22 protein-coding genes are annotated in these 20,415 nt (G+C 67.6%); 12 read left to right on the top strand and 10 right to left on the bottom strand.

From position 1 onward, the window contains the following. Nucleotides 1-160 precede the first annotated feature (160 nt). From MRBLMD1_RS02400 to MRBLMD1_RS02385, 4 genes are read left to right on the top strand one after another with little or no spacing between them, the layout of a single operon-like run. Nucleotides 161-769, top strand: coding sequence for a Tat pathway signal protein (locus MRBLMD1_RS02400; protein WP_159631280.1), 609 nt, complete (start codon nt 161-163; stop codon nt 767-769). Nucleotides 770-772: 3 nt separating this feature from the next. Further along, nucleotides 773-1,984, top strand: a complete 1,212-nt coding sequence (locus tag MRBLMD1_RS02395) for a glutathionylspermidine synthase family protein (RefSeq protein WP_364397179.1) — start codon at nt 773-775, stop codon at nt 1,982-1,984. Then, nucleotides 1,981-3,474: an APC family permease gene (locus MRBLMD1_RS02390; RefSeq protein ID WP_159631275.1), complete on the top strand. Its 1,494-nt coding sequence runs from the start codon at nt 1,981-1,983 to the stop codon at nt 3,472-3,474. Before MRBLMD1_RS02395 ends, MRBLMD1_RS02390 begins: the two co-directional genes overlap by 4 nt. A 10-nt stretch (nt 3,475-3,484) precedes the next feature. Next, nucleotides 3,485-4,705, top strand: a complete 1,221-nt coding sequence (locus tag MRBLMD1_RS02385) for an acyl-CoA dehydrogenase family protein (RefSeq protein ID WP_414703656.1) — start codon at nt 3,485-3,487, stop codon at nt 4,703-4,705. Between the two features lie 77 nt (nt 4,706-4,782). Here MRBLMD1_RS02385 and MRBLMD1_RS02380 read toward each other — a convergent pair whose 3' ends face one another. From MRBLMD1_RS02380 to MRBLMD1_RS02360, 5 genes are read right to left on the bottom strand one after another with little or no spacing between them, the layout of a single operon-like run. Then, the gene (locus MRBLMD1_RS02380; RefSeq protein ID WP_159631273.1) at nt 4,783-5,553 is read right to left on the bottom strand and encodes an SDR family oxidoreductase; all 771 of its coding nucleotides are present in this window, start codon (nt 5,551-5,553) and stop codon (nt 4,783-4,785) included. Between the two features lie 25 nt (nt 5,554-5,578). Then, nucleotides 5,579-6,922 carry an MFS transporter gene (locus MRBLMD1_RS02375; protein ID WP_159631271.1) on the bottom strand — a complete coding sequence of 448 codons (1,344 nt, stop codon included), beginning with the start codon at nt 6,920-6,922 and terminating at the stop codon, nt 5,579-5,581. Then, on the bottom strand, nt 6,919-7,425 hold the full coding sequence (locus MRBLMD1_RS02370) for a winged helix-turn-helix transcriptional regulator (RefSeq protein ID WP_159631269.1): 507 nt from the start codon (nt 7,423-7,425) through the stop codon (nt 6,919-6,921). Before MRBLMD1_RS02370 ends, MRBLMD1_RS02375 begins: the two co-directional genes overlap by 4 nt. Nucleotides 7,426-7,475: 50 nt before the next feature. Then, the gene (locus tag MRBLMD1_RS02365; RefSeq protein WP_159631267.1) at nt 7,476-8,639 is read right to left on the bottom strand and encodes a cystathionine gamma-synthase; all 1,164 of its coding nucleotides are present in this window, start codon (nt 8,637-8,639) and stop codon (nt 7,476-7,478) included. A gap of 24 nt (nt 8,640-8,663) precedes the next feature. Next, the gene (locus MRBLMD1_RS02360; RefSeq protein WP_159631265.1) at nt 8,664-10,049 is read right to left on the bottom strand and encodes a cystathionine beta-synthase; all 1,386 of its coding nucleotides are present in this window, start codon (nt 10,047-10,049) and stop codon (nt 8,664-8,666) included. Between the two features lie 59 nt (nt 10,050-10,108). On the opposite strand from MRBLMD1_RS02360, the gene MRBLMD1_RS02355 reads away from it, so the two are divergent. Continuing rightward, the gene (locus MRBLMD1_RS02355; RefSeq protein WP_364397172.1) at nt 10,109-11,296 is read left to right on the top strand and encodes an SLC13 family permease; all 1,188 of its coding nucleotides are present in this window, start codon (nt 10,109-10,111) and stop codon (nt 11,294-11,296) included. Nucleotides 11,297-11,323: 27 nt separating this feature from the next. Here MRBLMD1_RS02355 and MRBLMD1_RS02350 read toward each other — a convergent pair whose 3' ends face one another. Further along, nucleotides 11,324-11,731 carry a VOC family protein gene (locus MRBLMD1_RS02350; RefSeq protein WP_364397984.1) on the bottom strand — a complete coding sequence of 136 codons (408 nt, stop codon included), beginning with the start codon at nt 11,729-11,731 and terminating at the stop codon, nt 11,324-11,326. A 154-nt stretch (nt 11,732-11,885) separates the two neighbouring features. Here MRBLMD1_RS02350 and MRBLMD1_RS02345 point away from each other — a divergent pair, with 154 nt between their 5' ends. From MRBLMD1_RS02345 to MRBLMD1_RS02330, 4 genes are all read left to right on the top strand, one after another. Next, nucleotides 11,886-12,872, top strand: coding sequence for a DNA-3-methyladenine glycosylase family protein (locus MRBLMD1_RS02345; protein ID WP_364397169.1), 987 nt, complete (start codon nt 11,886-11,888; stop codon nt 12,870-12,872). Between the two features lie 143 nt (nt 12,873-13,015). After that, complete coding sequence (locus MRBLMD1_RS02340) at nt 13,016-13,627, top strand: hypothetical protein (RefSeq protein WP_159631259.1); 612 nt, start codon at nt 13,016-13,018, stop codon at nt 13,625-13,627. A 218-nt stretch (nt 13,628-13,845) separates the two neighbouring features. Continuing rightward, nucleotides 13,846-14,001, top strand: coding sequence for a hypothetical protein (locus tag MRBLMD1_RS02335; RefSeq protein WP_364397166.1), 156 nt, complete (start codon nt 13,846-13,848; stop codon nt 13,999-14,001). Beyond that, complete coding sequence (locus tag MRBLMD1_RS02330; protein ID WP_364397164.1) at nt 13,988-14,464, top strand: hypothetical protein; 477 nt, start codon at nt 13,988-13,990, stop codon at nt 14,462-14,464. The genes MRBLMD1_RS02335 and MRBLMD1_RS02330 overlap by 14 nt, the downstream gene beginning before the upstream one ends. Here the strand turns inward: MRBLMD1_RS02330 and MRBLMD1_RS02325 are convergent, their stop codons facing one another. Beyond that, nucleotides 14,465-16,141 (bottom strand): AMP-binding protein, encoded by a 1,677-nt coding sequence (locus MRBLMD1_RS02325; protein WP_159631255.1) that lies wholly within the window; start codon nt 16,139-16,141, stop codon nt 14,465-14,467. It abuts the gene before it with no gap. A gap of 93 nt (nt 16,142-16,234) precedes the next feature. Here MRBLMD1_RS02325 and MRBLMD1_RS02320 point away from each other — a divergent pair, with 93 nt between their 5' ends. After that, a complete protein-coding gene (locus MRBLMD1_RS02320) occupies nt 16,235-16,513 on the top strand; it encodes a putative quinol monooxygenase (protein WP_159631253.1) in 279 nt (92 codons plus the stop codon). A 66-nt stretch (nt 16,514-16,579) separates the two neighbouring features. On the opposite strand, the gene MRBLMD1_RS02315 is transcribed toward MRBLMD1_RS02320, so the two are convergent. After that, nucleotides 16,580-17,014, bottom strand: a complete 435-nt coding sequence (locus MRBLMD1_RS02315) for a thioredoxin family protein (RefSeq protein WP_159631251.1) — start codon at nt 17,012-17,014, stop codon at nt 16,580-16,582. Between the two features lie 93 nt (nt 17,015-17,107). Continuing rightward, nucleotides 17,108-17,662, bottom strand: coding sequence for an acyl-CoA thioesterase (locus tag MRBLMD1_RS02310; RefSeq protein WP_364397160.1), 555 nt, complete (start codon nt 17,660-17,662; stop codon nt 17,108-17,110). Nucleotides 17,663-17,733: 71 nt separating this feature from the next. Here MRBLMD1_RS02310 and MRBLMD1_RS02305 point away from each other — a divergent pair, with 71 nt between their 5' ends. Both MRBLMD1_RS02305 and MRBLMD1_RS02300 read left to right on the top strand, forming a co-directional pair. Further along, nucleotides 17,734-18,468, top strand: a complete 735-nt coding sequence (locus tag MRBLMD1_RS02305; RefSeq protein WP_224026715.1) for a potassium channel family protein — start codon at nt 17,734-17,736, stop codon at nt 18,466-18,468. Between the two features lie 338 nt (nt 18,469-18,806). Further along, entirely contained in the window at nt 18,807-19,808 is a 1,002-nt protein-coding gene (locus MRBLMD1_RS02300; protein ID WP_364397156.1) for a LysM peptidoglycan-binding domain-containing protein, read from the top strand. An 85-nt stretch (nt 19,809-19,893) separates the two neighbouring features. On the opposite strand, the gene MRBLMD1_RS02295 is transcribed toward MRBLMD1_RS02300, so the two are convergent. Further along, on the bottom strand, nt 19,894-20,319 hold the full coding sequence (locus MRBLMD1_RS02295; RefSeq protein WP_159631244.1) for a CBS domain-containing protein: 426 nt from the start codon (nt 20,317-20,319) through the stop codon (nt 19,894-19,896). Nucleotides 20,320-20,415: the final 96 nt, after the last annotated feature.

Below are 20,415 nucleotides of genomic sequence, written 5' to 3'. Positions count from 1 at the left end.
GCGGGACGCGCCTGCAGGTCCGAACCATGGGCACTTCTCCCCCGTTGCCGCAGTGCGTTCCTGCTCGCAGGCGGCACCGGCAGGGACTACGCTGATTCGAGACTTGCATTGGGGGTGCAGTGCTGTGCCCACATCGCGTGACGAATTTGAGGGGGACGCCGTGGACTCGAACCAGAAAGACCCAAAAGAGGAGCCGGAGACCGGGCCTGCACCTGACGGAAGCACTGGCGCCGGCAGCACCGCCAAGCCACCGCCCTGGCAGGTCCCCAAGCCGGACCTGCGTCCCGAACTGCTCAACGAACCCGTCACCCCCGTGGATCCGTTTGCACGCGAGCGGGAGAAGCAGCTCGACCAGGCCGCTGCCCGCAAGAAGCGCTCACAGCGGCGCACCGTGGTGGTGGGCCTCGGTGTGACCGCGCTCCTGGCCGGCACCATCACGGCGGTGGTGGCCAGCAATGAGGATGACCCCGAGTACGCACAGGTCTGTTTCAACGACGAAACCGGCGAGCGCGTGGCGGACACCAACTGCGACAGTTCCGCCGGCCGCGGTGGCGGCATCTACGCCTGGTACTTCTACTCCCGCGGGGCGAGCGTTCCGCCCATCGGCCAGAACAGGTCCACCGCACCCAACTTCACGCGCAGCATCCCCACTGGCGCCAAGGCATCCACGGGTTACAGCAGCAAGGGCGGCACGGTCAGCCGTGGCGGGTTCGGTTCAAGCGCCAAGAGCGGTTCAAGCGGCGGCGGCGGCAAGGTCTCGGGAGGCTGAGGGATGAAACGGTTGTTGTCTGAGCCCCGGCCGGGCTGGAAGCAGAAGATCGAAGAGCAGGGCTTGGTCTTTTCCACCACCACCATGGATGACGGGCGCAGGATCGAGTACTGGAACGAATCGGCGTACTACGAGTTCACCATGGACGAGGTGGAAACCCTCGAGCTCGCCGCCGAGGACATGCACCGGATGTGCCTGGAGGCGGCGAAGTTCCTGGCCACCGGCGCCATGGGCAGCATCGGCATCGGACCCCAGGCCCTGGAGCTGGCAGCGGAATCCCTGCAGGCCGGCGACGTGGACGTGTACGGCCGGTTCGACTTCATCTACGACGGCCAGGGCGGTCCCGCCAAGATGCTCGAATACAACGCGGACACCCCCACCGGGCTCATCGAGGCCGCTGTGGCCCAATGGTTCTGGCTGCAGGACGTCCACCCGGAAAAGGACCAGTGGAACGGCATCCACGAGGCCCTGATCCGGCAGTGGAAGAAGTTCCAGTACCGCACGGGAATGAGCACGCTGCACGTGGCCCATTCGGAGGTTGAGGAATCCGGGGAGGACTGGATGACCGCCGCCTACATGCGCGACGTCGCCAGCCAGGCCGGATGGACCACCATCGGCATCAACATGTCCGATATCGGGTGGGACCCCAACCTGAACCGCTTCGTGGACCTGGACAACTTCATGATCAGCACCATCTTCAAGCTCTACCCCTGGGAGCTGATGATGAAGGAGGAGTTCGGCCCCCGCCTCCTGGAACGGTCCCACAACCCCCGCTGGGTTGAACCGGCCTGGAAAATGCTGCTCTCCAACAAGGCCCTGCTCGCCGCACTGTGGCACCTCTACCCCAACCATCCCAACCTGCTGCCGGCGTACCTCACGGACCCGGGGCCGCTGAAGGAATGGGTGGCCAAGCCCCTGCATGGCCGTGAGGGCGACAACATCCGCATCCACGCGTACGGCCTCAAGCTGGAGCAGCCCGGCGGGTACGGCCGGGAGGGCTGGTGCTACCAGCAGTACCACCCGCTGCCGGACTTCGACGGCAACCGTCCGGTCCTGGGCCTGTGGGTGGTGGACGGCGAGTCCGTGGGCTGCGGCATCCGCGAATCGGACGGGCCGGTCACGGACTACTTCTGCCGCTTTGTGCCCAACACCATTGACGCGCCGGCGCCGCTTTCGGCGGTGGCTGACTCCACCAAGGCAGGAATCACCTTATGAGCACGGACATTTCGACGGCGGGAAGCCAGGGCCGCGGGGCCGGCACCCCGGTGCCGGCCAAGGGTCTGCGGGCCGGGATCCTGGACCTGGGCGACTCCGTGATGCTGGGGCTGGCCTCTACCGCCCCGGTGTACTCGCTCGCTGCCACCCTGGGCCTGATTGTTGCCGTCAACGGCAACTACACTCCCCTGATCCTGCTGCTGGGCTTCATCCCCGTCCTCTTCATCGCCTACGCCTTCCGCGAGCTCAACAGCGCCATTCCTGACTGCGGCACCACGTTCACCTGGTCCCGGCAGGCCTTCGGCCCCTGGGCCGGCTGGCTGGGCGGCTGGGGCGTGGCGCTGGCCGGGATCGTGGTCCTGGCCAACCTGGCGCAGGTGGCGGGCCAGTACCTGTGGCTGCTGATGGGCGACGGGTCACTGGCACAGAACAAGCTGCTGGTCACCGGAACCGGCCTGCTGTTCATCGTGCTGATGACCCTGGTGAACTACCGCGGGATCAGGCTGGGCGAGCACGTCCAGCGCGTCCTCACGTATGTCCAGTACATTGCGCTGGGCATCTTTGCGCTGGCCATCGTCATGCGGATCGTCGGCGGGGCGCCCGAGGGCCAGGCCTTCGACTTCGAATGGTTCAATCCGGTGGGCGCTTTTGCCGACCCCGGCGCCGTGGTGCACGGCGCCCTCCTTGCCCTGTTCATCTACTGGGGCTGGGACACCTGCCTGGCGGTCAATGAGGAAACCGAGGACCCGTCCAAGACGCCGGGCCGGGGCGCGGTCATCTCCGCTTTCGTGCTGGTGGCCATCTACGTTTCGGTGGCGCTGCTGGTGATGATGTACGCCACCGTGGGGTCCGAGGGCATCGGCCTGGGCAATGAGGCCAACCAGGACGACGTGTTCCTGGCCATGAAGGATGTGGTCCTGGGGCCGTGGGGCTGGCTGATCGTCGTCGCGGTCCTCGCCTCCGTCCTGTCCTCCACGCAGACCACCATCCTGCCGACCGCCCGCGGCACCCTGTCCATGGGCGTGCACGGCGCCCTGCCGGCGAAGTTCGGCGAGGTGCACCCGCGCAACCAGACCCCTGGTTTTTCCACCAAGGTGATGGGTGCCGCCGCGGCCGCCTACTACGTGGCCATGAGCTTCCTCAGTGAAAATCTGCTGGCGGACTCCATCAGCGCCATCAGCCTTTTTATCGCGTTCTACTACGCCCTGACCGGCTTCGCCTGCTTCTGGTACTTTCGCGGAACGCTCAGGGACTCGGCCCGCAACCTCTGGTTCCGCGGCATCCTCCCGCTCGCGGGCGCGCTGCTGCTGACCTCCGCGTTCTTCATCTCGGCCGTCCAGATGTGGGACCCGGCGTACGGCGATACCCGGATCTTCGGCGTCGGCGGTGCCTTCGTGAGCGGTGTGGTGCTGCTGGCGCTCGGCGTGGTGCTCGCCGCTGTCTGCCGGTTCCTGCCCGCCACCCGCGGCTACTTCCTGGTAAAGAAATGACGGGTAAAAAATGACTGCTGAAGAGATGCCCCGTGATGAGATGCGCGGTGAAGCCGTGACCGCGGGCCCGTCCGACATCCTGGACCTCGACTCCCTGCTGTCAGCGGAGGAACTGGAGCTCCGGCAGAAAGTCCGCGACTTCACCCACCAGCGGATCAAGCCGGAGATCGCCCGCTGGTACGAGGACGCCGTCTTCCCCCTGGAGCTGGCGGCGGAACTGGGTGAGCTGGGCGTCCTGGGGATGCACCTGGAGGGCTACGGCTGCCCGGGCCGGTCCGCCGTCGAGTACGGCCTGGCAGCCATGGAACTGGAAGCCGGGGACTCCGGCATCCGCACGTTCGTGTCCGTCCAGGGTTCGCTGGCCATGACCGCCGTCCACACCTGGGGCTCCGAGGAGCAGAAGCAGGAGTGGCTGCCCCGGATGGCCGCCGGCGAGGTCATCGGGTGCTTCGCCCTGACGGAGCCCACGGCAGGCTCGGACCCCGCCTCCATGGCCACCTCCGCGGTCCGGGACGGCAGCGGGGACGACGCCGGCTGGGTGCTCAACGGCACCAAGCGCTGGATCGGACTGGCCTCCGTGGCCGGCGTCATGGTGGTGTGGGCCATGACGGACGACGGCGTGCACGGCTTCCTGGTGCCCGCCGGCACGCCCGGCGTGACGGCCACGCCCATCCGGCAGAAGCTGTCCATGCGCGCCTCCATCCAGTGCGACGTGGTGTTCGACGACGTCCGGCTGGGTCCCGAGGCCCTGCTCCCGGCTGCGCGCGGGCTCCGGGGCCCGTTCACCTGCCTTAACGAGGCCCGGTACGGGATCGCATGGGGTGCCATGGGCGCCGCCCGTGATTCGTACGAGGCAGCGCTGGAATACTCGCTGGGACGGCTGCAGTTCGGCAAGCCGCTGGCGGGCTACCAGCTCACGCAGCAGAAGCTGGTGGACATGCTGGTGGAGATCCAGAAGGGCACCCTGCTGGCGCTGCAGCTGGGCCGCCTCAAGGACGCGGGGACTATCCGGCCCGAGCAGATCTCGCTGGGCAAGCTGAACAACGTCCGCGAGGCCATCAGGATCGCCCGCGAGGCCCGCTCCATCCTGGGCGGCAACGGCATCACCACCGACTACTCACCGCTGCGGCACGCCGCGAACCTGGAATCAGTGCGGACCTACGAGGGTACCGACGAGGTGCACACCCTGGTCCTGGGCCGGCACGTCACGGGCCTCGACGCCTTCCACTGACCCCTCCCCCAACTGGGTAGCGCGAGGTGCCGTTTTGACTCCTCAAAACGGCACTTCGCGCTACCCAGCTGGGGTGGTCAGGCGGAGAAGCCTCCGTCGGACTTGATCAGCTGCCCGGAGACCCAGCGTCCGGCTGGTGAGAGCAGGAAGGCCACGGTCCCGGCAACGTCCGGCGGGGTGCCCAGGCGGCCGCCCGGCTGCCGCGCCGTGAGCTCTTCACGCACTTCCTGGGTCATCCAGCCGGTGTCCACGGGACCGGGGTTCAGGACGTTCGCGGAGATGCCCTGTGGTCCCAGCTCGCGGGCTGCGGCAATCACGATCCTGTCCAGGGCGCCCTTGGAGGCGCCGTAGGGAAGGTTGAACGCTGTGTGGTCGCTGGTCAGCGCAACGATCGCGCCGCCGTCGTCCGTTGCCTGCCGCGCGAAGGCGGCAATCAGCTGCCAGCTGGCGCGGGTGTTGACCGCAAAATGCCGGTCGAAGGATTCAATGGTGGTGTCCAGCACGCCGGAATCCACCGACTCGGCATGGCTGAGCACCAGGCCCTGCAGCGGACCGGCCAACTGGGCGGCCTCCGCCACGAGCCGGTCCGGGACCCCGGGATCCTGCAGGTCGGCCGACAGGACGTGGACCTGGGCGCCGATGGCTTCCAGCTCCGCGGTCAGGCGGACCACGTCTTCGGGTTCGCTCCCCCACGGCATGCGGGCGTCGTAGTCGGCCCAGTAGGACAGGACCAGGTCCCAGCCGTCCGCCGCGAGCTGGCGGGCAATTCCCGCGCCGATGCCGGCCAGCCGGCCCACACCGGTGACCAGGGCAACAGGGCGGGCTGGGGCGGCTGCGAGGGGTTCCATCCGACCAGCCTAGCGGCGCCGCGTTTCAGGCCGCTGCGGGCTCCGCTTCCCGCGCGGTGTGGTGCCGGCGGATGGTGGCGCTGATGACGGCGGCGATGGTGCACATCGCGGCCGCGCCGAACCAGGCGTAGGTGTAGTGGCCGGTCGCGTCCCGGAGGGCCCCGGCGGCGATGGCGGCTGCTGCGGCGCCCAACTGGTGCGCTGCAAAGACCCATCCGAAGACCACGCTGCCGTCAGCTCCGAACGTTTCGCGGCAGATGGCTGCCGTGGGTGGAACGGTGGCCACCCAGTCCAGGCCGTAGATCACTACGAACACGATCATGCTCGGCTGGACCTCGGCGTTCAGCAGCAGCGGAAGCACCAGCAGGCCGATCCCGCGGAACTGGTAGTAGACGGCCAGCAGGACGCGGGGGTTGAACCGGTCCGTCAGCCAGCCCGAGGCGATGGTCCCGATGATGTCAAAGATCCCGACGACGGCCAGCAGGCCCGCGGCAGTGGTTTCAGGCATTCCGTGGTCGTGCGCGGAGGGGATGAAGTGGGTGCCGATCAGGCCGTTGGTGGTGGCGCCGCAGATGGCGAACCCCGCCGCGAGGGCCCAGAAGGTCCTGACCTTGCTGGCGCGCCGCAGCACCTGGAGGGCGCGGACGGCAGCGTTGGTGCGGGGTCCGCTGTCCTGGACCGGTGCAGCCTCTTGAGCCTCGTCGACCGGCACAGCACCATATGGCAGCACCCCGACGTCGGCAGGCGAGTTCTTGAGGAACTTCAGCACCAGCGGGACCACGGCCAAGGCGCCGGCAGCGATGAGCAGCGAGGCCTGCCGCCAGCCGGGGTCCTGCGCGAGCATGGCGATGAAGGGCAGGAAGACCAGCTGGCCGGCCGCGCTGCCGGCAGTGAGGATGCCAATCACCAGTCCGCGGCTCTTGGTGAACCACGTGTTGGCGATAGTGGCGGCGAAGACGAGGGCCATGGAGCCGGTGCCAAGGCCGATGAGCAGGCCCCATGTCAGCAGGATCTGCCAGGACTGGTTCACCAGCACCGTCAGCGCGCTGCCCATGCCGATCAGGACCAGGGCCGTTGCCGTCACGGCCCGGATGCCGAACCGTTCCATCAGGGCTGCGGCGAACGGGGCGGTCAGGCCGAAGAGGACGAGGTTGATGCTGACTGCCGCCGACAGGACCGTGGTGGACCAGCCGAACTCCTGCTGGAGCGGGACCATCAGGACGCCGGGGGCAGCCCGGAAACCGGCGGCCCCCACCAGGGCAAGGAAGGCGACGGCGGCGACAATCCAGGCGGGGTGGAAGCGGCGGCGCGGTCCGCGCGGGGTCTGCAGCGTTGACGTGTCCGCCGCTTCCCCGGGCAGGGCGCTCACGCGGCCGTTCCTTTCCCGGAGGCGGTGGACAGCCGGATGGGCTGTTCGGACCGGGCGCGGCTGTGCCAGCTGGTGTTCGCCGCGGTGAGCCGTTCCCCGCATTCGGTGCAGGTGTCCGCCGAACTGGTGGCTTTTCCGCAGCCGGAATGGATGACGTAGAGATGCGCCTGGTCCGAGGGCGCCGGCAAGTGCTTCTCGGCCCAGATGGTCACCGCGTTCAGGACCGGGAGGGCGTCTTCACCTTTGGGCGTGAGGACGTACTCCTGGCGGGTGCGGCCGCCGTCGTCGTACGCCCTTTTCTCCAGCAGCCCGGACTCAACCAGGCCTGCCAGCCGCTTGGTGAGGACCGAGTCCGCCACTTCCAGCCGGCTCCTCATGGCGTCGAAGCGCCCGTTGCCGAAGAAGACCTCGCGCAGGACCAGGATGGACCAGGGGTCACCCAGGATGTCCAGGCCGCGGGCCATGCTGCAGGTGCGTTGGGACCAGTCGGATCGAAGAGGCATACCGGAACACTAGTTGACTTTCTTCAAGAAAGCCAGAGATTCGGCTGCCGTTACGGGATGTGGGAGAACGCCTGGTCGAGGTCTGCGATCAGGTCTTCCTTGTCCTCGATGCCGCAGGACAGGCGCAGCAGGTTCACCGGGACGGCCAGCTCGGTGCCCTTGACGGACGCGTGGGTCATCTCGGACGGGTAATTCATCAGTGACTCGATCCCGCCCAGGGACTCCGCCAGCGTGAACACGGACGTTGACTCGGCCACCTTGCGGGCAGCGGCCTCACCGCCCTTGAACTGCACGGAGACCATGCCGCCGAACTTGCGCATCTGCTTTTTGGCGAGCTCGTGGCCCGGGTGCTCCGGCAGGCCCGGGTACAGGACGGCCTCAACCTCGGGGCGCTCCAGCAGCCACTCGGCCACGGCCTGGCCGTTCTCGCTGTGCCGGTCCATCCGGACGCCGAGCGTCTTCAGGCCGCGGGTCGTCAGGAAGGCGTCCATGGGGCCGGACACGGCCCCCACCGCGAACTGGACGAAGCCGATCTTCTCCGCCAGTTCCTCGTCCTTGACCACGACGGCGCCACCCACCACGTCGGAGTGGCCGCCAATGTACTTGGTGGTGGAATGGACCACCACGTCGGCTCCCAGGGCGAGCGGGTTCTGCAGGTAGGGCGAGGCGAAGGTGTTGTCGACCACCAGGAGGGCCCCGGCGTCGTGCGCAATGTCGGCGAGCGCCACGATGTCGGTGATCTTCATCAGCGGGTTGGACGGCGTCTCCACCCAAACGAACCGGGTCTTGTGCGCAGCCACTGCGCGGCGGACCCTGTCCAGGTTGGCCATGTCCACCGGGGTGTTGCCGATCCCCCAGTCACCCAGGACACGGCTGATGAGCCGGTAGGTGCCGCCGTAGGCGTCGTTGCCCAGCACGATGTGGTCCCCGGGGCGGGTCAGTGCGCGGATCAGGGCGTCCTCCGCGGCGAGCCCGGAGCTGAAGCTGTAGGCGTGCGTGCCAAGCTCCAGTGCCGCGAGCTGTTCCTGGAGCGCGTCCCGGGTCGGGTTGCCGCCGCGCCCGTACTCATAGCCGCTGCGCAGGCCGCCGATGCCGTCCTGGGCGTACGTGGAGGAGAAATGCAGCGGCGGGACCACGGCGCCGGTGCGCGGCTCGAAGGCCTGGCCGGCGTGGACGGCGCGGGTGTTGAAACCCTGGTTTTCAGAGGCAGTCATGATGCTCCTTTTGGGTGACGCAGATCAGTTGCTGAGGTAGGCCAGCAGGTCGTGCCGGGTGAGGATGCCCACCGGCGCGCCCACGAACGTGACCATCAGGGTGTCCGTGTCAGAGAGCAGTTCCCTGGCAGCGGAGATGGTTTCCAGTGAGCCGATCACGGGCAGCTTGGGGCCCATGTGTTCGGAGATCTTGTCCGTCAGCTTCGCTTCGCCGCGGAACAGTTTGGCGGTCAGGGTGCGTTCGTCCACGGCGCCGAGGACCTCGCCCATGACCACCGGCGGTTCCTGCGAGAGGACCGGGATGTGGCTGACGCCGAACTCGTTCATGATGTTGATGACGTCGCGGACCGATTCGTTGGGGTGGATGTGCACCAGGTCCGGCAGCTCGCCGTTCTTGGATTTGATGACTTCCCCCACGGAGGTTTCCTCGCCGCCGGAGAGGAACCCATAGGAGCGCATCCACTGGTCGTTGAAGATTTTGGCCAGGTAGCCGCGGCCGGAGTCGGGCAGGATGACCACGACGACGGCGCTCTCCGGCAGGTCCTTGGCCGCCTGGAGCGCGGCTACTACGGCCATGCCGGAGGAACCGCCCACCAGCAGGCCCTCCTCCCGCGCCAGGCGCCGGGTCATGGCAAACGAGTCGGCATCGGAGACGGCGATGACGTCGTCCGGGATGGTCTTGTCGTAGTTCGCCGGCCACATGTCCTCGCCGACGCCCTCCACGAAGTACGGGCGCCCGGTGCCGCCTGAGTAGACCGAGCCTTCGGGGTCCGCGCCGATGATCCGGACCACGCCGCCGTCGGACTCGGGCCTGTCAGCCGAAACCTCCTTGAGGTACCGGCCTGTGCCGGTGATGGTGCCGCCCGTGCCGGCGCCGATGACGCAGTGGGTGACCTTGCCGTCGGTGTCCCGCCAGATCTCCGGACCGGTGGTCTTGTAGTGGCTGCCGGGCGCGGCAGGGTTGGAGAACTGGTCCGGCTTGAAGGCGCCCGGGGTCTCGCGGGTAATCCGGTCCGAGACGCCGTAGTAGCTCTGCGGGCTGTCCGGCGGCACGGAGGTGGGCGTGACCACCACTTCCGCGCCGTAGGCCTGGAGCACGGCACGCTTGTCCTCGCCCACCTTGTCCGGGACCACGAAGACGCACTTGTAGCCCTTCTGCTGCGCCACCAGGGCAAGGCCCACCCCGGTGTTGCCTGAGGTCGGCTCCACGATGGTGCCGCCGGGCTTCAGTTTGCCCTCGCGTTCGGCGTCCTCGATCATCTGCGCCGCGATGCGGTCCTTGATGGACCCGCCGGGGTTCAGGTACTCCAGTTTGACCAGGACAGTGGCCTTGATGCCCTCAGTCACGTGGTTGAGTTTGATGAGCGGGGTGTTGCCGATGAGGTCCAGGATGGACTGGGCGTACTTCATAGGTACAAAGCTACCGCTTCCTGCGCTGCCTCCCCCGCCCGGGGTGCGAGGATAGGCCGGTGAAGCAGTTCGCATGGCTGAGAGCCACCCGCAGCTACCTGCTGCCCGGCGCAACCCTGGCAGCGGGCGTGGCCACCCTGGCATCCGGGGTGCTGCCCTTTCCCGCCTTCGGGGACCTGGCGTCCCGGACCATTCCCATCCTGGCCTTCGTGCTGGCCATGTCCCTGGTCACCGAACTGGTGGACGAGGCAGGGCTGTTCCGGGTGGTGACGGACCGCCTGGCCACCCTGGGCCGGGGCCGCGTCTTCCTGCTGTGGCTCCTGGTGGTGGCTGTGGCTACGGTGTCCACGGTGTTCCTGTCCCTGGATACGACGGCGGTGCTGGTCACACCCGTGGTGGTCCTGCTGGCCGTCCATGCCCGGATCCCGCCGCTGCCGTTCGCGTTGACCAGCATCTGGCTGGCCAATACCGCGTCCCTGCTGCTGCCGGTGTCCAACCTGACCAACCTCCTGGCGCAGGACCGGCTGGGCCTGAGCCCCTTGCGCTTCGCCGGGCTGGTGTGGGCTCCGGCCCTGGTTGGCCTGCTGGTCCCCCTTGCCCTGCTGTGGCTGGCGTTCCGGCGGGACCTGCGCGGAACGTACGGACCCCAACCTGCGCATCCTGTCCGCGACCGGACCCTGCTGAAAGCCGCGGGGATCACGCTGGTGGTCCTGCTGCCGGCGCTGGTGTCCGGACTGCCGGTCCAGTATCCGGCACTGGCCGCCGCCGCCGTCCTGGTGGCGGTCTTCCTCCGGCGCCGGCCCTCTGCTCTGCGGTGGTCCATGGTGCCCTGGCGGCCGCTGATGCTGACGGTGGGGCTGTTCATGCTGATGGAGGCCCTGCACGCGCACGGCCTCACCACCCTGCTGGCGGGTGTGGCCGGGACCGGGGACAGCCTGCCTGCCCTCCTGCAGCTGGCCGGCCTCGGCGCCGGCGCGGCCAATGCTGCCAACAACCTCCCCGCCTACCTGGCGCTGGAGCCGGTAACCGGTTCCCCGGCACGGCTCGCAGCACTCCTCATCGGGGTGAACCTCGGCCCGCTGGTGACCCCGTGGGCCTCGCTGGCCACGCTGCTGTGGCACGAACGGCTCCGGGTGCTGAACGTGCCCATCAGGTGGGGCGGGTTCGCAGCGGCGGGGCTGGTGGCGGCGGCCCTGACCGTGCCGCTGGCCGTCCTGGCTCTGTGGGCAGTGTCCGGGATGCCCTGATCCGGCCCTCGGATCAGCTGTCTCGGCTCAGCTGACTGGGGCCTGGCCGCCCTCACCGGCGGGGAGGTTTTCCCAGAGGCCCATGACGTTGCCTTCGGAGTCCTTGAAGTAGGCCGTGTACCCCATGCCGGGAACTTCGTTTTTGGGTATGAGCACGGAACCGCCGGATTCCTCTACGGACTTCAGGGTTGAGTCGATATCCGGCACATCGATGGTGATGACCGGGCTGGTGATCTGTCCTTCGCGGGCCATCATCCCGCCGTTGATGGCCCCTGGAGTTGTTGATTGCCCGGCGTCGTCCATGTCCGTGGTGATGACCATGTTGTAGTCCATGCCGGGCACCGGTTCGATCCGCCAGCCCAGGGCGTCCCGGTAGAATTTCCTGGCCCGTTCCTGGTCGTCCGCCGGGATCTCGAAATGCACTACGCCGCCCATGGTTGCCCTCCGTGTTCCTGTGCTTGTCTGCTGGTTGGGTGCCTTGCCGCGCAGGCGCCCGGGTGCCACACGCGGCGATCCTAATCCGGGGCCGCAGTGCGCGTAAGGGCCGATGGTCCCGCCGCTGTCAGTGGTCCGTGGGACGATTGAAGGCATGACGATCGCAGAGGCACCTCCCCGGCTGGCAGCCGCGGCGGACGTGTCCCTGCGGTGGTATCCGGAGGCCCCCTACAGTCTTTCCCGGACCATTGGCCCGCTCCTGCGCGGCAACAGCGATCCCTCCTTCTGCGTGCAGGGGGACGTCGTCTGGAATGCCTTTACGACGCCGGACGGTGCGGCCACCATGCGGCTCGCCCCCTCGGGTGGCGGCGATGTGGGCGCGCCGTTGGTGTATATCCAGGCGTGGGGCCCCGGCGCCGCAGCTGCCGTGCAGTCGGCGCCCCGCCTGTTGGGAGCCGACGACGACTGGCAGGGTTTCGATGAACCGGCCTTCCATGCCACGCTGCCGCGCATGGTGCGGGAGGCCCGGCGCCGCAGCCTGGCGGTCCGGCTGCCTTCAAGCGGCCGCATGGTGGACCAACTGGTGCCGATCATCCTGGAGCAGAAGGTGACGGTGATCGAGGCGCGGCGTGCCTACCGCTACCTGGTGCACCGCTACGGGACTCCCGCACCCCTGGCAGGGACGTCCACGCCGGGCGGTTTGCTCGTGGCACCGACGGCCTCCCAGTGGCTGCAGGTTCCCAGCTGGGAGTGGCACAAGGCCGGCGTGGGACCCCAGCGCTCCGCCACCGTCATGCGCGCCCTGCGCTCCGCCGCCGCGCTTGAACGCCTCGCGGCGCTCCCCGCGCTGGAGGCAGCGGAGAAGATGCAGGCCATCCCGGGGATTGGGGTGTGGACCGCCGCGGAGGTGGTGCAGCGCACCCACGGCTGCCCGGACTCGATCTCGGTGGGCGACTACCACCTCGCGGCCTACGTGGGGGCCGCACTGACCGGACGCCGGACCGACGACGCCGGGATGCTCCGCCTGCTGGAGCCCTGGCGGGGGCACCGCCAGCGCGTGGTCAGGATGATCCAGGCCACCGGCTTCCGCAAACCCACCTTTGGCCCGCGGATGACCATCCAGGACCACCGGGGGCACTGACCTGCACGGCACTTCCGGCCGCCTGGAAACGCTTGATCTCCGTGCCAGAGGGTACGGAGCCGGTATGGGGTGCCCCGCGGGGTGCCACACCCGTCCGGCTGGACGGCACCAGGCTGGCAGGCAACCTCGACCGAAAGGATCCCATGAGCTCCGAAACAGGCAGCACCAACCCAAACGCCGAGGCTGTGCCCGGGACGTCCCAGGATCCCGCGGTCCTGGATCCGGACGCCCAAGACCCGGACGCGGAGCAGAAGCTCAAGCTGCAGCTGGCCATCTTCGACGTGTCGCGCGACGCCGGAGGCAGGAGCCTCGAGGAAATCCGGGACATGCTGCATACAGCCTTTGCCGCGCGCGGCGTCGCCCCGCCTCCCGGCACCTGGGTGGAGTCCGTGGCGTCGTCGGCGTTTTACGGTGAGCCCTACATCATCGACTACCCCACGGCCATCGCCGCGGACAACCTGGAACCGGCCCCGAACCCGGAGGTCCGCGAGCGGCTCGCCGCCCGGCGGGAACTGCGCGAGGTGCAGCTCCCACCCGGAATCTTCCCCTCCCAGGAGGAGTGGAATATCCCGGCCAACGAAGTCACCAGCGCGGACCGGGGACGCGGCGGGCGAGGTGCCCTCCGAGCCCTGACGGCACCTGAAGGCCCCTCCCGGCAACTCTTGGCAGCGGTAGGGCTGGCAGGAGTCGTGCTGGCTGCCCTTGCGGTTATCCAGGTATCACGCCGCACCTCCAGGGGCTCCTTGGAGGGCTAGGGCAGTTCTCCCCATCCCGCCTTTGTCCGCCGTCCCATAGGCTGTGTTGGAGGCTGGGACTGATCTGGGGGAAAGACGTGGCAGTAATTCATAGGGCCCGCGAGGCCTGCACTGCGTAGTGCGGTGATGGCCGCTCCTGCCATCGCGACAAGTTCACGCCGACTGTGGGGCTGGGTGGCACGAAGGCCGCTGCCTCCCCTGCAACTGCCGACTTGTCCATGGCGGCCGATGCTCCTGATCCCACTCCGGCCTACTTCAATGGCCTGCAGCCCGGCTCCGAAGCTTCCCATAACGGCTGCACCATCAAGATCACCTCGATCTGCGACGGCGAAGTCCGCTTCGATCTGGTGCAGCAGCCCGATGGAAAATCCTGAGGCCGGCTGGCTCATGGCGAGAAATTCGGAGGCGTGGGGCTGGCTCCTTGTCCTGGCAGCCCTGTCCTCGGCCCTGCCCCTCGCTGGCTGTGCCCAGACCGAAACAACGGTTGATTCGAAGCCGCAGGCAGTAGCCACGAAAGGCCAAGGGAGCGCTTCCAGTCCGAGCTGCACCAGCACTGGAAACTACAAGGTGTTCCCATCAGCCAACGGCTCATTCCCGCTGCTTCCAGCAACCTCCACAGCGGAGCCACCCCTGGTCCGGCTTTCCAGTACGCACCTGAAGAATGACCCGGTGACCGCGGACTTGTCGGTTGCCCTCCTTTCCGGTGGCAGCCCTGCGTCAAAAGAGTTCCGCGGACTCGCTCTCGGCCAGCAGGCATCCTTCGACGGCTACACGGTCCGGGTCACCTCCATCTGCGAGGGCGAAGTCCGCTTCGACCTGGTGCAGCAGCCCGGGTAGTCAGAGGCCCAGCCGGGCCACGGCCTCCTCGCGCATCTGGACTTTGCGGATCTTCCCCGAAACCGTCATGGGGAAGCTCTCCCGAACTTCCACATAGCGGGGAATCTTGTAGTGGGCCAGCCGCCCGCGGCAGAACTCTGCGAGGGCCCCGGCGTCGAGGGGCCCGGCCCCCGGCTTGAGGATAATGCAGGCCATGAGTTCCTCGCCATACCGCTGATCCGGGACCCCGATGACCTGGACGTCCTGGATGTCCGGGTGGGTGTAGAGGAATTCCTCGATTTCGCGGGGGTAGATGTTTTCGCCGCCGCGGATCACCATGTCCTTGATGCGGCCCTCCACCACCACATAGCCGTCATCGTCCATGCGGGCCAGGTCCCCGGTGTGCATCCAGCCCTCTGCGTCGATGGCCTCGGCGGTCTTGTCCGGCTGGTTCCAGTATCCGGCCATGACGGCGTAGCCGCGGGTGCAGAGTTCGCCGATCTGCCCGCGTTCCAGGTCCTCCCCGGTGGCAGGATCCACGATCTTGCTTTCCAGCTGCGGCATGGTGCGGCCCACGGTCTCGGTGCGCTGCTGCAGGGTGTCGCCCTTGCGGGTCATGGTGGACACCGGCGAGGTCTCGGTCATGCCGTAGCAGATGGCCACGTCCACCATGTTCATTTCCGAGATGACCCGGTTCATCACCTCGATGGGACACAGCGAACCCGCCATGACCCCTGTGCGGAGCGTGGACAGATCGTAGGAACCGAAGTCGGGCAGTGCGAGCTCGGCGATGAACATGGTGGGCACGCCGTACAGGGAGGTGCCGTGGAAGTCCTGGACGGCCTCGAGCGCGGCGGCGGGTGAGAAGCCCCGGCCCGGGATGATGGTGGCGGCGCCGTGGCTGAGGGCGTTGAGGTTGCCAATCACCATGCCGAAGCAGTGGTAGAACGGCACGGGGATCACCACGCGGTCATGCTCGGTGTAGCCCAGCAGCTCGCCGATCGCAAAACCGTTGTTCAGGATGTTGTGGTGCGTCAGCGTGGCCCCCTTGGGGAAGCCGGTGGTTCCGGAGGTGTACTGCAGGTTGATGGGATCGTGCGGGCTGAGTTCGGCCATACGGGCCACAAGGTGCGAATGCGCGACGGCGTCAGCGCGCTTGAGCAGCTCGGCGTACGTGAGTTCGGCGTCGCTTTGGGGGCTGCCGGCTTTCAGCGCGTCCAGGCCATGGTCCGGCAGGAAGACGAGTTCCCGCAGGTCCGGGCAGGTAAGGAGGGCCTGGCGGCCCATGGCCACGTAGTCGCTGTTGGCGTCCGACGGCGCCGTGACCAGCATGCGCATGCCGTTCTGCTTGACCACGAACTCCAGTTCGTGGCTGCGGTACGCGGGGTTGACGTTGACCAGGATGGCACCCATCTTGGCGGTGGCGTACTGCAGCAGCGTCCACTCGGCGCAGTTGGGGCTCCAGATGCCCACCCTCTCCCCCTTGGCGACGCCCAGGGCGAGGAGCGCGCGGGCCAGCCGGTCGACGTCGTCGTTCATCTTGGTGTAGCTCCAGCGGCGGGCGTCAGCGCCCGGCACGGGTGCGGCCTCGATGAGGGCGTCGTGGAGGGGAAACTGCGCGGCGACGCGCTCGAAGTTCGCGCCGATGGTTTCCTCCAGGAGCGGGACGTCAGTGTCCCCGGCTGTATAAGCACGCATGATGGCACGCTACCAACAGGATCCCGGCAGGAGAAGCATGCCGGCACCGCAACACTGCCGGTTCGTTCCCGGGCGCCCGGTATTGTGAAATCCATGAGTGCACCCATTGACCTGATAGCAACGTTCATCCCCAACGACGGCGAGTTCCACCGCGTCAAGCTGGCCCTGGAAATCGCCATCGACGAGGTGGTGAAGGAGCCAGGCTGCATCCAGTACGAACTGACCGAAGCCACTGAAGAGAAGCTGGTCCTGACCGAGCAGTGGGCCTCCGAAGAGGACTTGGACAGGCACTCCAAGGGCATCGCCGTGCAGGACCTGAACGAATCGCTGAGCGCGCTGCTGGCCGAACCGGTCAAGGTGGAACGCGTCTAGCGCAGCCGTTAAACGCAGAATGCGGGACCTCCTGTGGGAGGTCCCGCATTCTGCGTTTATTGGGTTTTAGAAGTCGGGGATCTGCGTGCCGTCCTGGGGACCGTTCTGGCCGGCAGGCTTGCCGGCGGCGGCTGCTGCTTCCTCGCGCTGCTTGGCCACATGGGCGTGGACCTCGTCCATGTCCAGCGCCTTCACGGCGTCCACCACCTGTTCAAGCTGCTGGGCATTGAGGGCGCCGGGCTGGGAGAACACCAGCACCTTTTCACGGAAGGCCATCAGCGTGGGAATGGAGGTTATGCCTGCCTCCGCCGCGAGCTGCTGCTCCGCTTCGGTGTCCACCTTGGTGAAGAGGACGTCCGGGTGCTTCTCGGAGACTGACGAGTAAGTGGGGCCGAACTGCTTGCAGGGGCCGCACCATTCTGCCCAGAAATCGACCAGGACAATGTCGTTTCCTTCAATCGTCGATGCGAACTGTTCACCTGTGATGTCAAGGGTAGCCATGTGTCCACGGTACGCGTCCGGCCGGGGACTGTCGCGGTTGTTCGCTCCCCGCGTCATTGGGAATACCGGGAAGGACGACGGCGGCCGCCGGGTTCAGGCGGTGGCATCCCAGAGATGCGGGGCCGGGGTGCGGCTGCCGGGCAGGGCACTTGAGGCCCGCCATTCGTGGATCCATTCGGGAAGGACCAGGTCCGCCGGCGGGGCGCCGAACTCCTCAAGGATGTCTTCCTGGCTGACCGGGCCCGTCCTGGTGACCAGCCGGGTGGCGATATAGGCACGGGCGTAGATTTCGCCGTCGGACACCATGCGCTGCTCGAAGAAGATCGCCTTGGTGTCCAGCCCGATGATGCGGGTCTCGATGGCGTACTCGTGCCACAGCTGCAGGGATTTGCGGAAGGAAATGGTCTCCGCGGACACCACCGGGCTCCAGCCGCGGCGGCGCATCCGCTTCCAGACGCCGCTGCGCACCATCAGGTCGAACCGGCCCAGGTCCATCAGGGACAGGTACATGCCGTTGTTGACGTGCATGGCGATGTCGATGTCCGTGGGCAGGACGCGCAGGGGCAGGGACGACGGGTCCCACATCGCCAACGGCGGACGGCGGCCGGAGCGGAAGAGCATAAGGAGGGTTCTCAGGAGCTGGTGCATGCCTCAATGTTACCCGCCGGTAACATTTTGCGGGAGGGCGGGCCGTACCCCCGCCCCGTAGGATTTCCTGCATGACGCAGCAACGCTACCGGGCCCTGGCGGAGTGGCCTTTGATGGCTACCGCCCTGGTGTTCCTGGCCGCGTACGCCTGGCAGGTGATCGGCCGGATCGAAGGCACAGGAGCGGACTGGCTCGAGGGCGCCATGTGGGTCACCTGGTGCGTCTTTGTCCTGGACTACGCGGCAAACCTGTGGCTGGCGGAAAACCGCAGGCAGTGGTTCGTCCGGAACCTGCACGAGCTGGTGATCGTGGCCCTGCCGTTCTTCCGGCCCCTGCGGCTGCTGCGCTTGGTGACGCTGTTGTCCGTGCTGCACCGGACCGTGGGCGAAACGCTGCGCGGCCGGGTGGTCACTTACGTGGCGGCGTCCGCGGCGTTGCTGGTTTTCGTGGGGGCCCTGGCCGTGCTGGACGTGGAACAGTGGGCACCCGACGCCAAGATCACCACATTCGGTGACGCCCTGTGGTGGGCCACCGCCACCATCACCACCGTGGGCTACGGGGACATGTACCCCGTGACGCCCATCGGCCGCCTGGTGGCCACCGCCCTCATGATGAGCGGGATCGCGGTCCTCGGTGTGGTGACGGCGTCCATCGCCTCCTGGCTGGTCCAAAGGGTGGAAGACACAGCCGAAACGGTGGCCGAGGCCGTGGAGGAACCGGTGCGGGCCGAGGTGGCCGAACTGGTCAGCGAGATCGCCCTGCTGCGGCGGGAGATCGCGGAACTGCGGGAACGCCGGCCCCTTTAACGGCAAGTATCCAACGTTCCGGCGTCGAGTAGCGACCCCGTTCCGGGCGAGTAGCGGGCCAGCAAAATCGGGTAACCCCTACTGGTGCCCCTGCGTTGCCCCATTCCTAGACTCGGGATTCCTAGGACCAACACGCACTGGCAGGTCCCCCGGGCGGCTTCCGGGAGCTCCTGCCGTCACGCGGAGCCCCGCATTTTCTGGGTATGCGGATGCCTCCAACCTGCGCCGCTTCCGACTCCGGCACCCGCCGGAGCCGGCGGCGCAATAACATCTCGCTTCGTCCAGCGTCCTGGTGTGCACGCAGCGCCCCGGCGGGACCGAACACTGATGGGCAACCCATGAACCAGCCTTCCTTCCCCTCCCCCGACGGCACCAGCAGAAGCTTCGCCACCGACGAACCCCGGACCGACCTCACCACCGGCCGGCCGGTCATCAGCAACAAACTATGGGCCGGCATGGCCACGGCAGCGGTGGTGGCGGCGGTGGGCGTCGGCGCCATGGCGGCGCCCCCCGCGTCCCTCAACGGGAGCACGACGGCGGCGGCGCAGGTAGCAGAGGCACCCCCGCCGCCGTCGGCAAGCAGCGCCGCCCCAACACCTCCTGCAGCCGCTCCCGGCGCGGCGGAAGCAGTGGCAGCGCAGGCGGCCGCTCCGGCCGCCGAAGCGCCGGCCCCACCGGCCGACCCGGCTCCGGCTCCGCCGCCCGCAGCACCTGAGCCTGCGCCCGCATCGGTCCCCGAACCTGCCGGCGACCCCAACCTGTACACGGTGGTCCCGGGCGACACCGTTGGGGCGATCGCGGCCAGCCATGGCGTGGACATGAATGCCATGCTCGCGGCCAACGGATTGAGTGCCTACAGCTTCATCTACCCGGGCGAAACGCTCCTGTTGACGGGCCCGCCGATCGCAGTTGCCGAGCCTGCCCCTGCCCCGGCTGCCGCGCCCGCCCCCGCAGCGGCACCGGTTGCTGCTCAGGCATCCGCTCCGGCCGCCGTTGCGCCGGCGGCTCCTGCCGTCCGGACCATCTACGTGGCCGGTTCGGGTGGCCAGTCCATGGTGGACGCCTGCATCGGGCCCATCCACTACACCCCCAATGACGGCTACTCCCTGTTCATCACCGAACACGATTTCTGCGGTGGCTGGGCCCGGTTCTCAGGAATCGGAGTGGGTGAGACTGTGAGCATCCCGGGTTACGGAACGTACACGGTGACCGGGCGCGGCACAGTGCCAAATCCCGGAACCACCAATGACGTCATCTCGGTGTTCGGCGGCTTTCCCCGGGCGATCCTGCAGACCTGCATTCCGGGGACCAGCACCATGCTCCTGGTCGCGCTGAACTGAAATTCCGGAATTCATAAGCTTGTCCGCGGGTCCGGGCCTTCAAGGGCCGGATCCGCGGACAAGCCAATGATGCGCCAGTGGCACGCTACACGCCGTGGCGTTCTGAAATGTGTTCCACCAGTTCGCCCACGCGCTGTTCGGAGTAGTTGCGGGCAATATCGCCCTGGCTGATGATGCCTACCAGTTTGTGGTCCGAGATCACCGGAAGCCTGCGGACCTGGTGCTGCTCCATCATGTCGATGGCTGCATCAACGTTGGCGTCGGCGTCGATGCAGAACGGCTTGCCGGCAGCGAGCTCGCGGGCCATCATCTGGCCGGGGTCGCGGCCGGCGGCAACGCACTTGAGCACGATGTCACGGTCAGTGATCATGCCCTTCAGCTTGCCGTCGTCACCGCAAATGGGAAGCGCTCCGCAGTCGAGGTCCATCATCATGCGGGCCGCGTCCGTCAGTGACTCTGTTTCCCTGACGCACCGCGCGTCAGTGGTCATGAATTCACGTACAGCACTCATTGAATCCTCCTTCATCGATGGATTATCGACGCAGGGCATCGGAGCACTTGCGCCGATGCTGCCAGATTACGCCCGCACCAACATGGTGTCGACGGC

Origin of the sequence: Pseudarthrobacter sp. LMD1-1-1.1 (assembly GCF_040676255.1) — a bacterium.
Classification (GTDB): domain Bacteria; phylum Actinomycetota; class Actinomycetes; order Actinomycetales; family Micrococcaceae; genus Arthrobacter.
The sequence above is the reverse complement of the archived record's forward strand: the minus strand, read 5'-3'. Positions and strand labels throughout refer to the sequence as shown.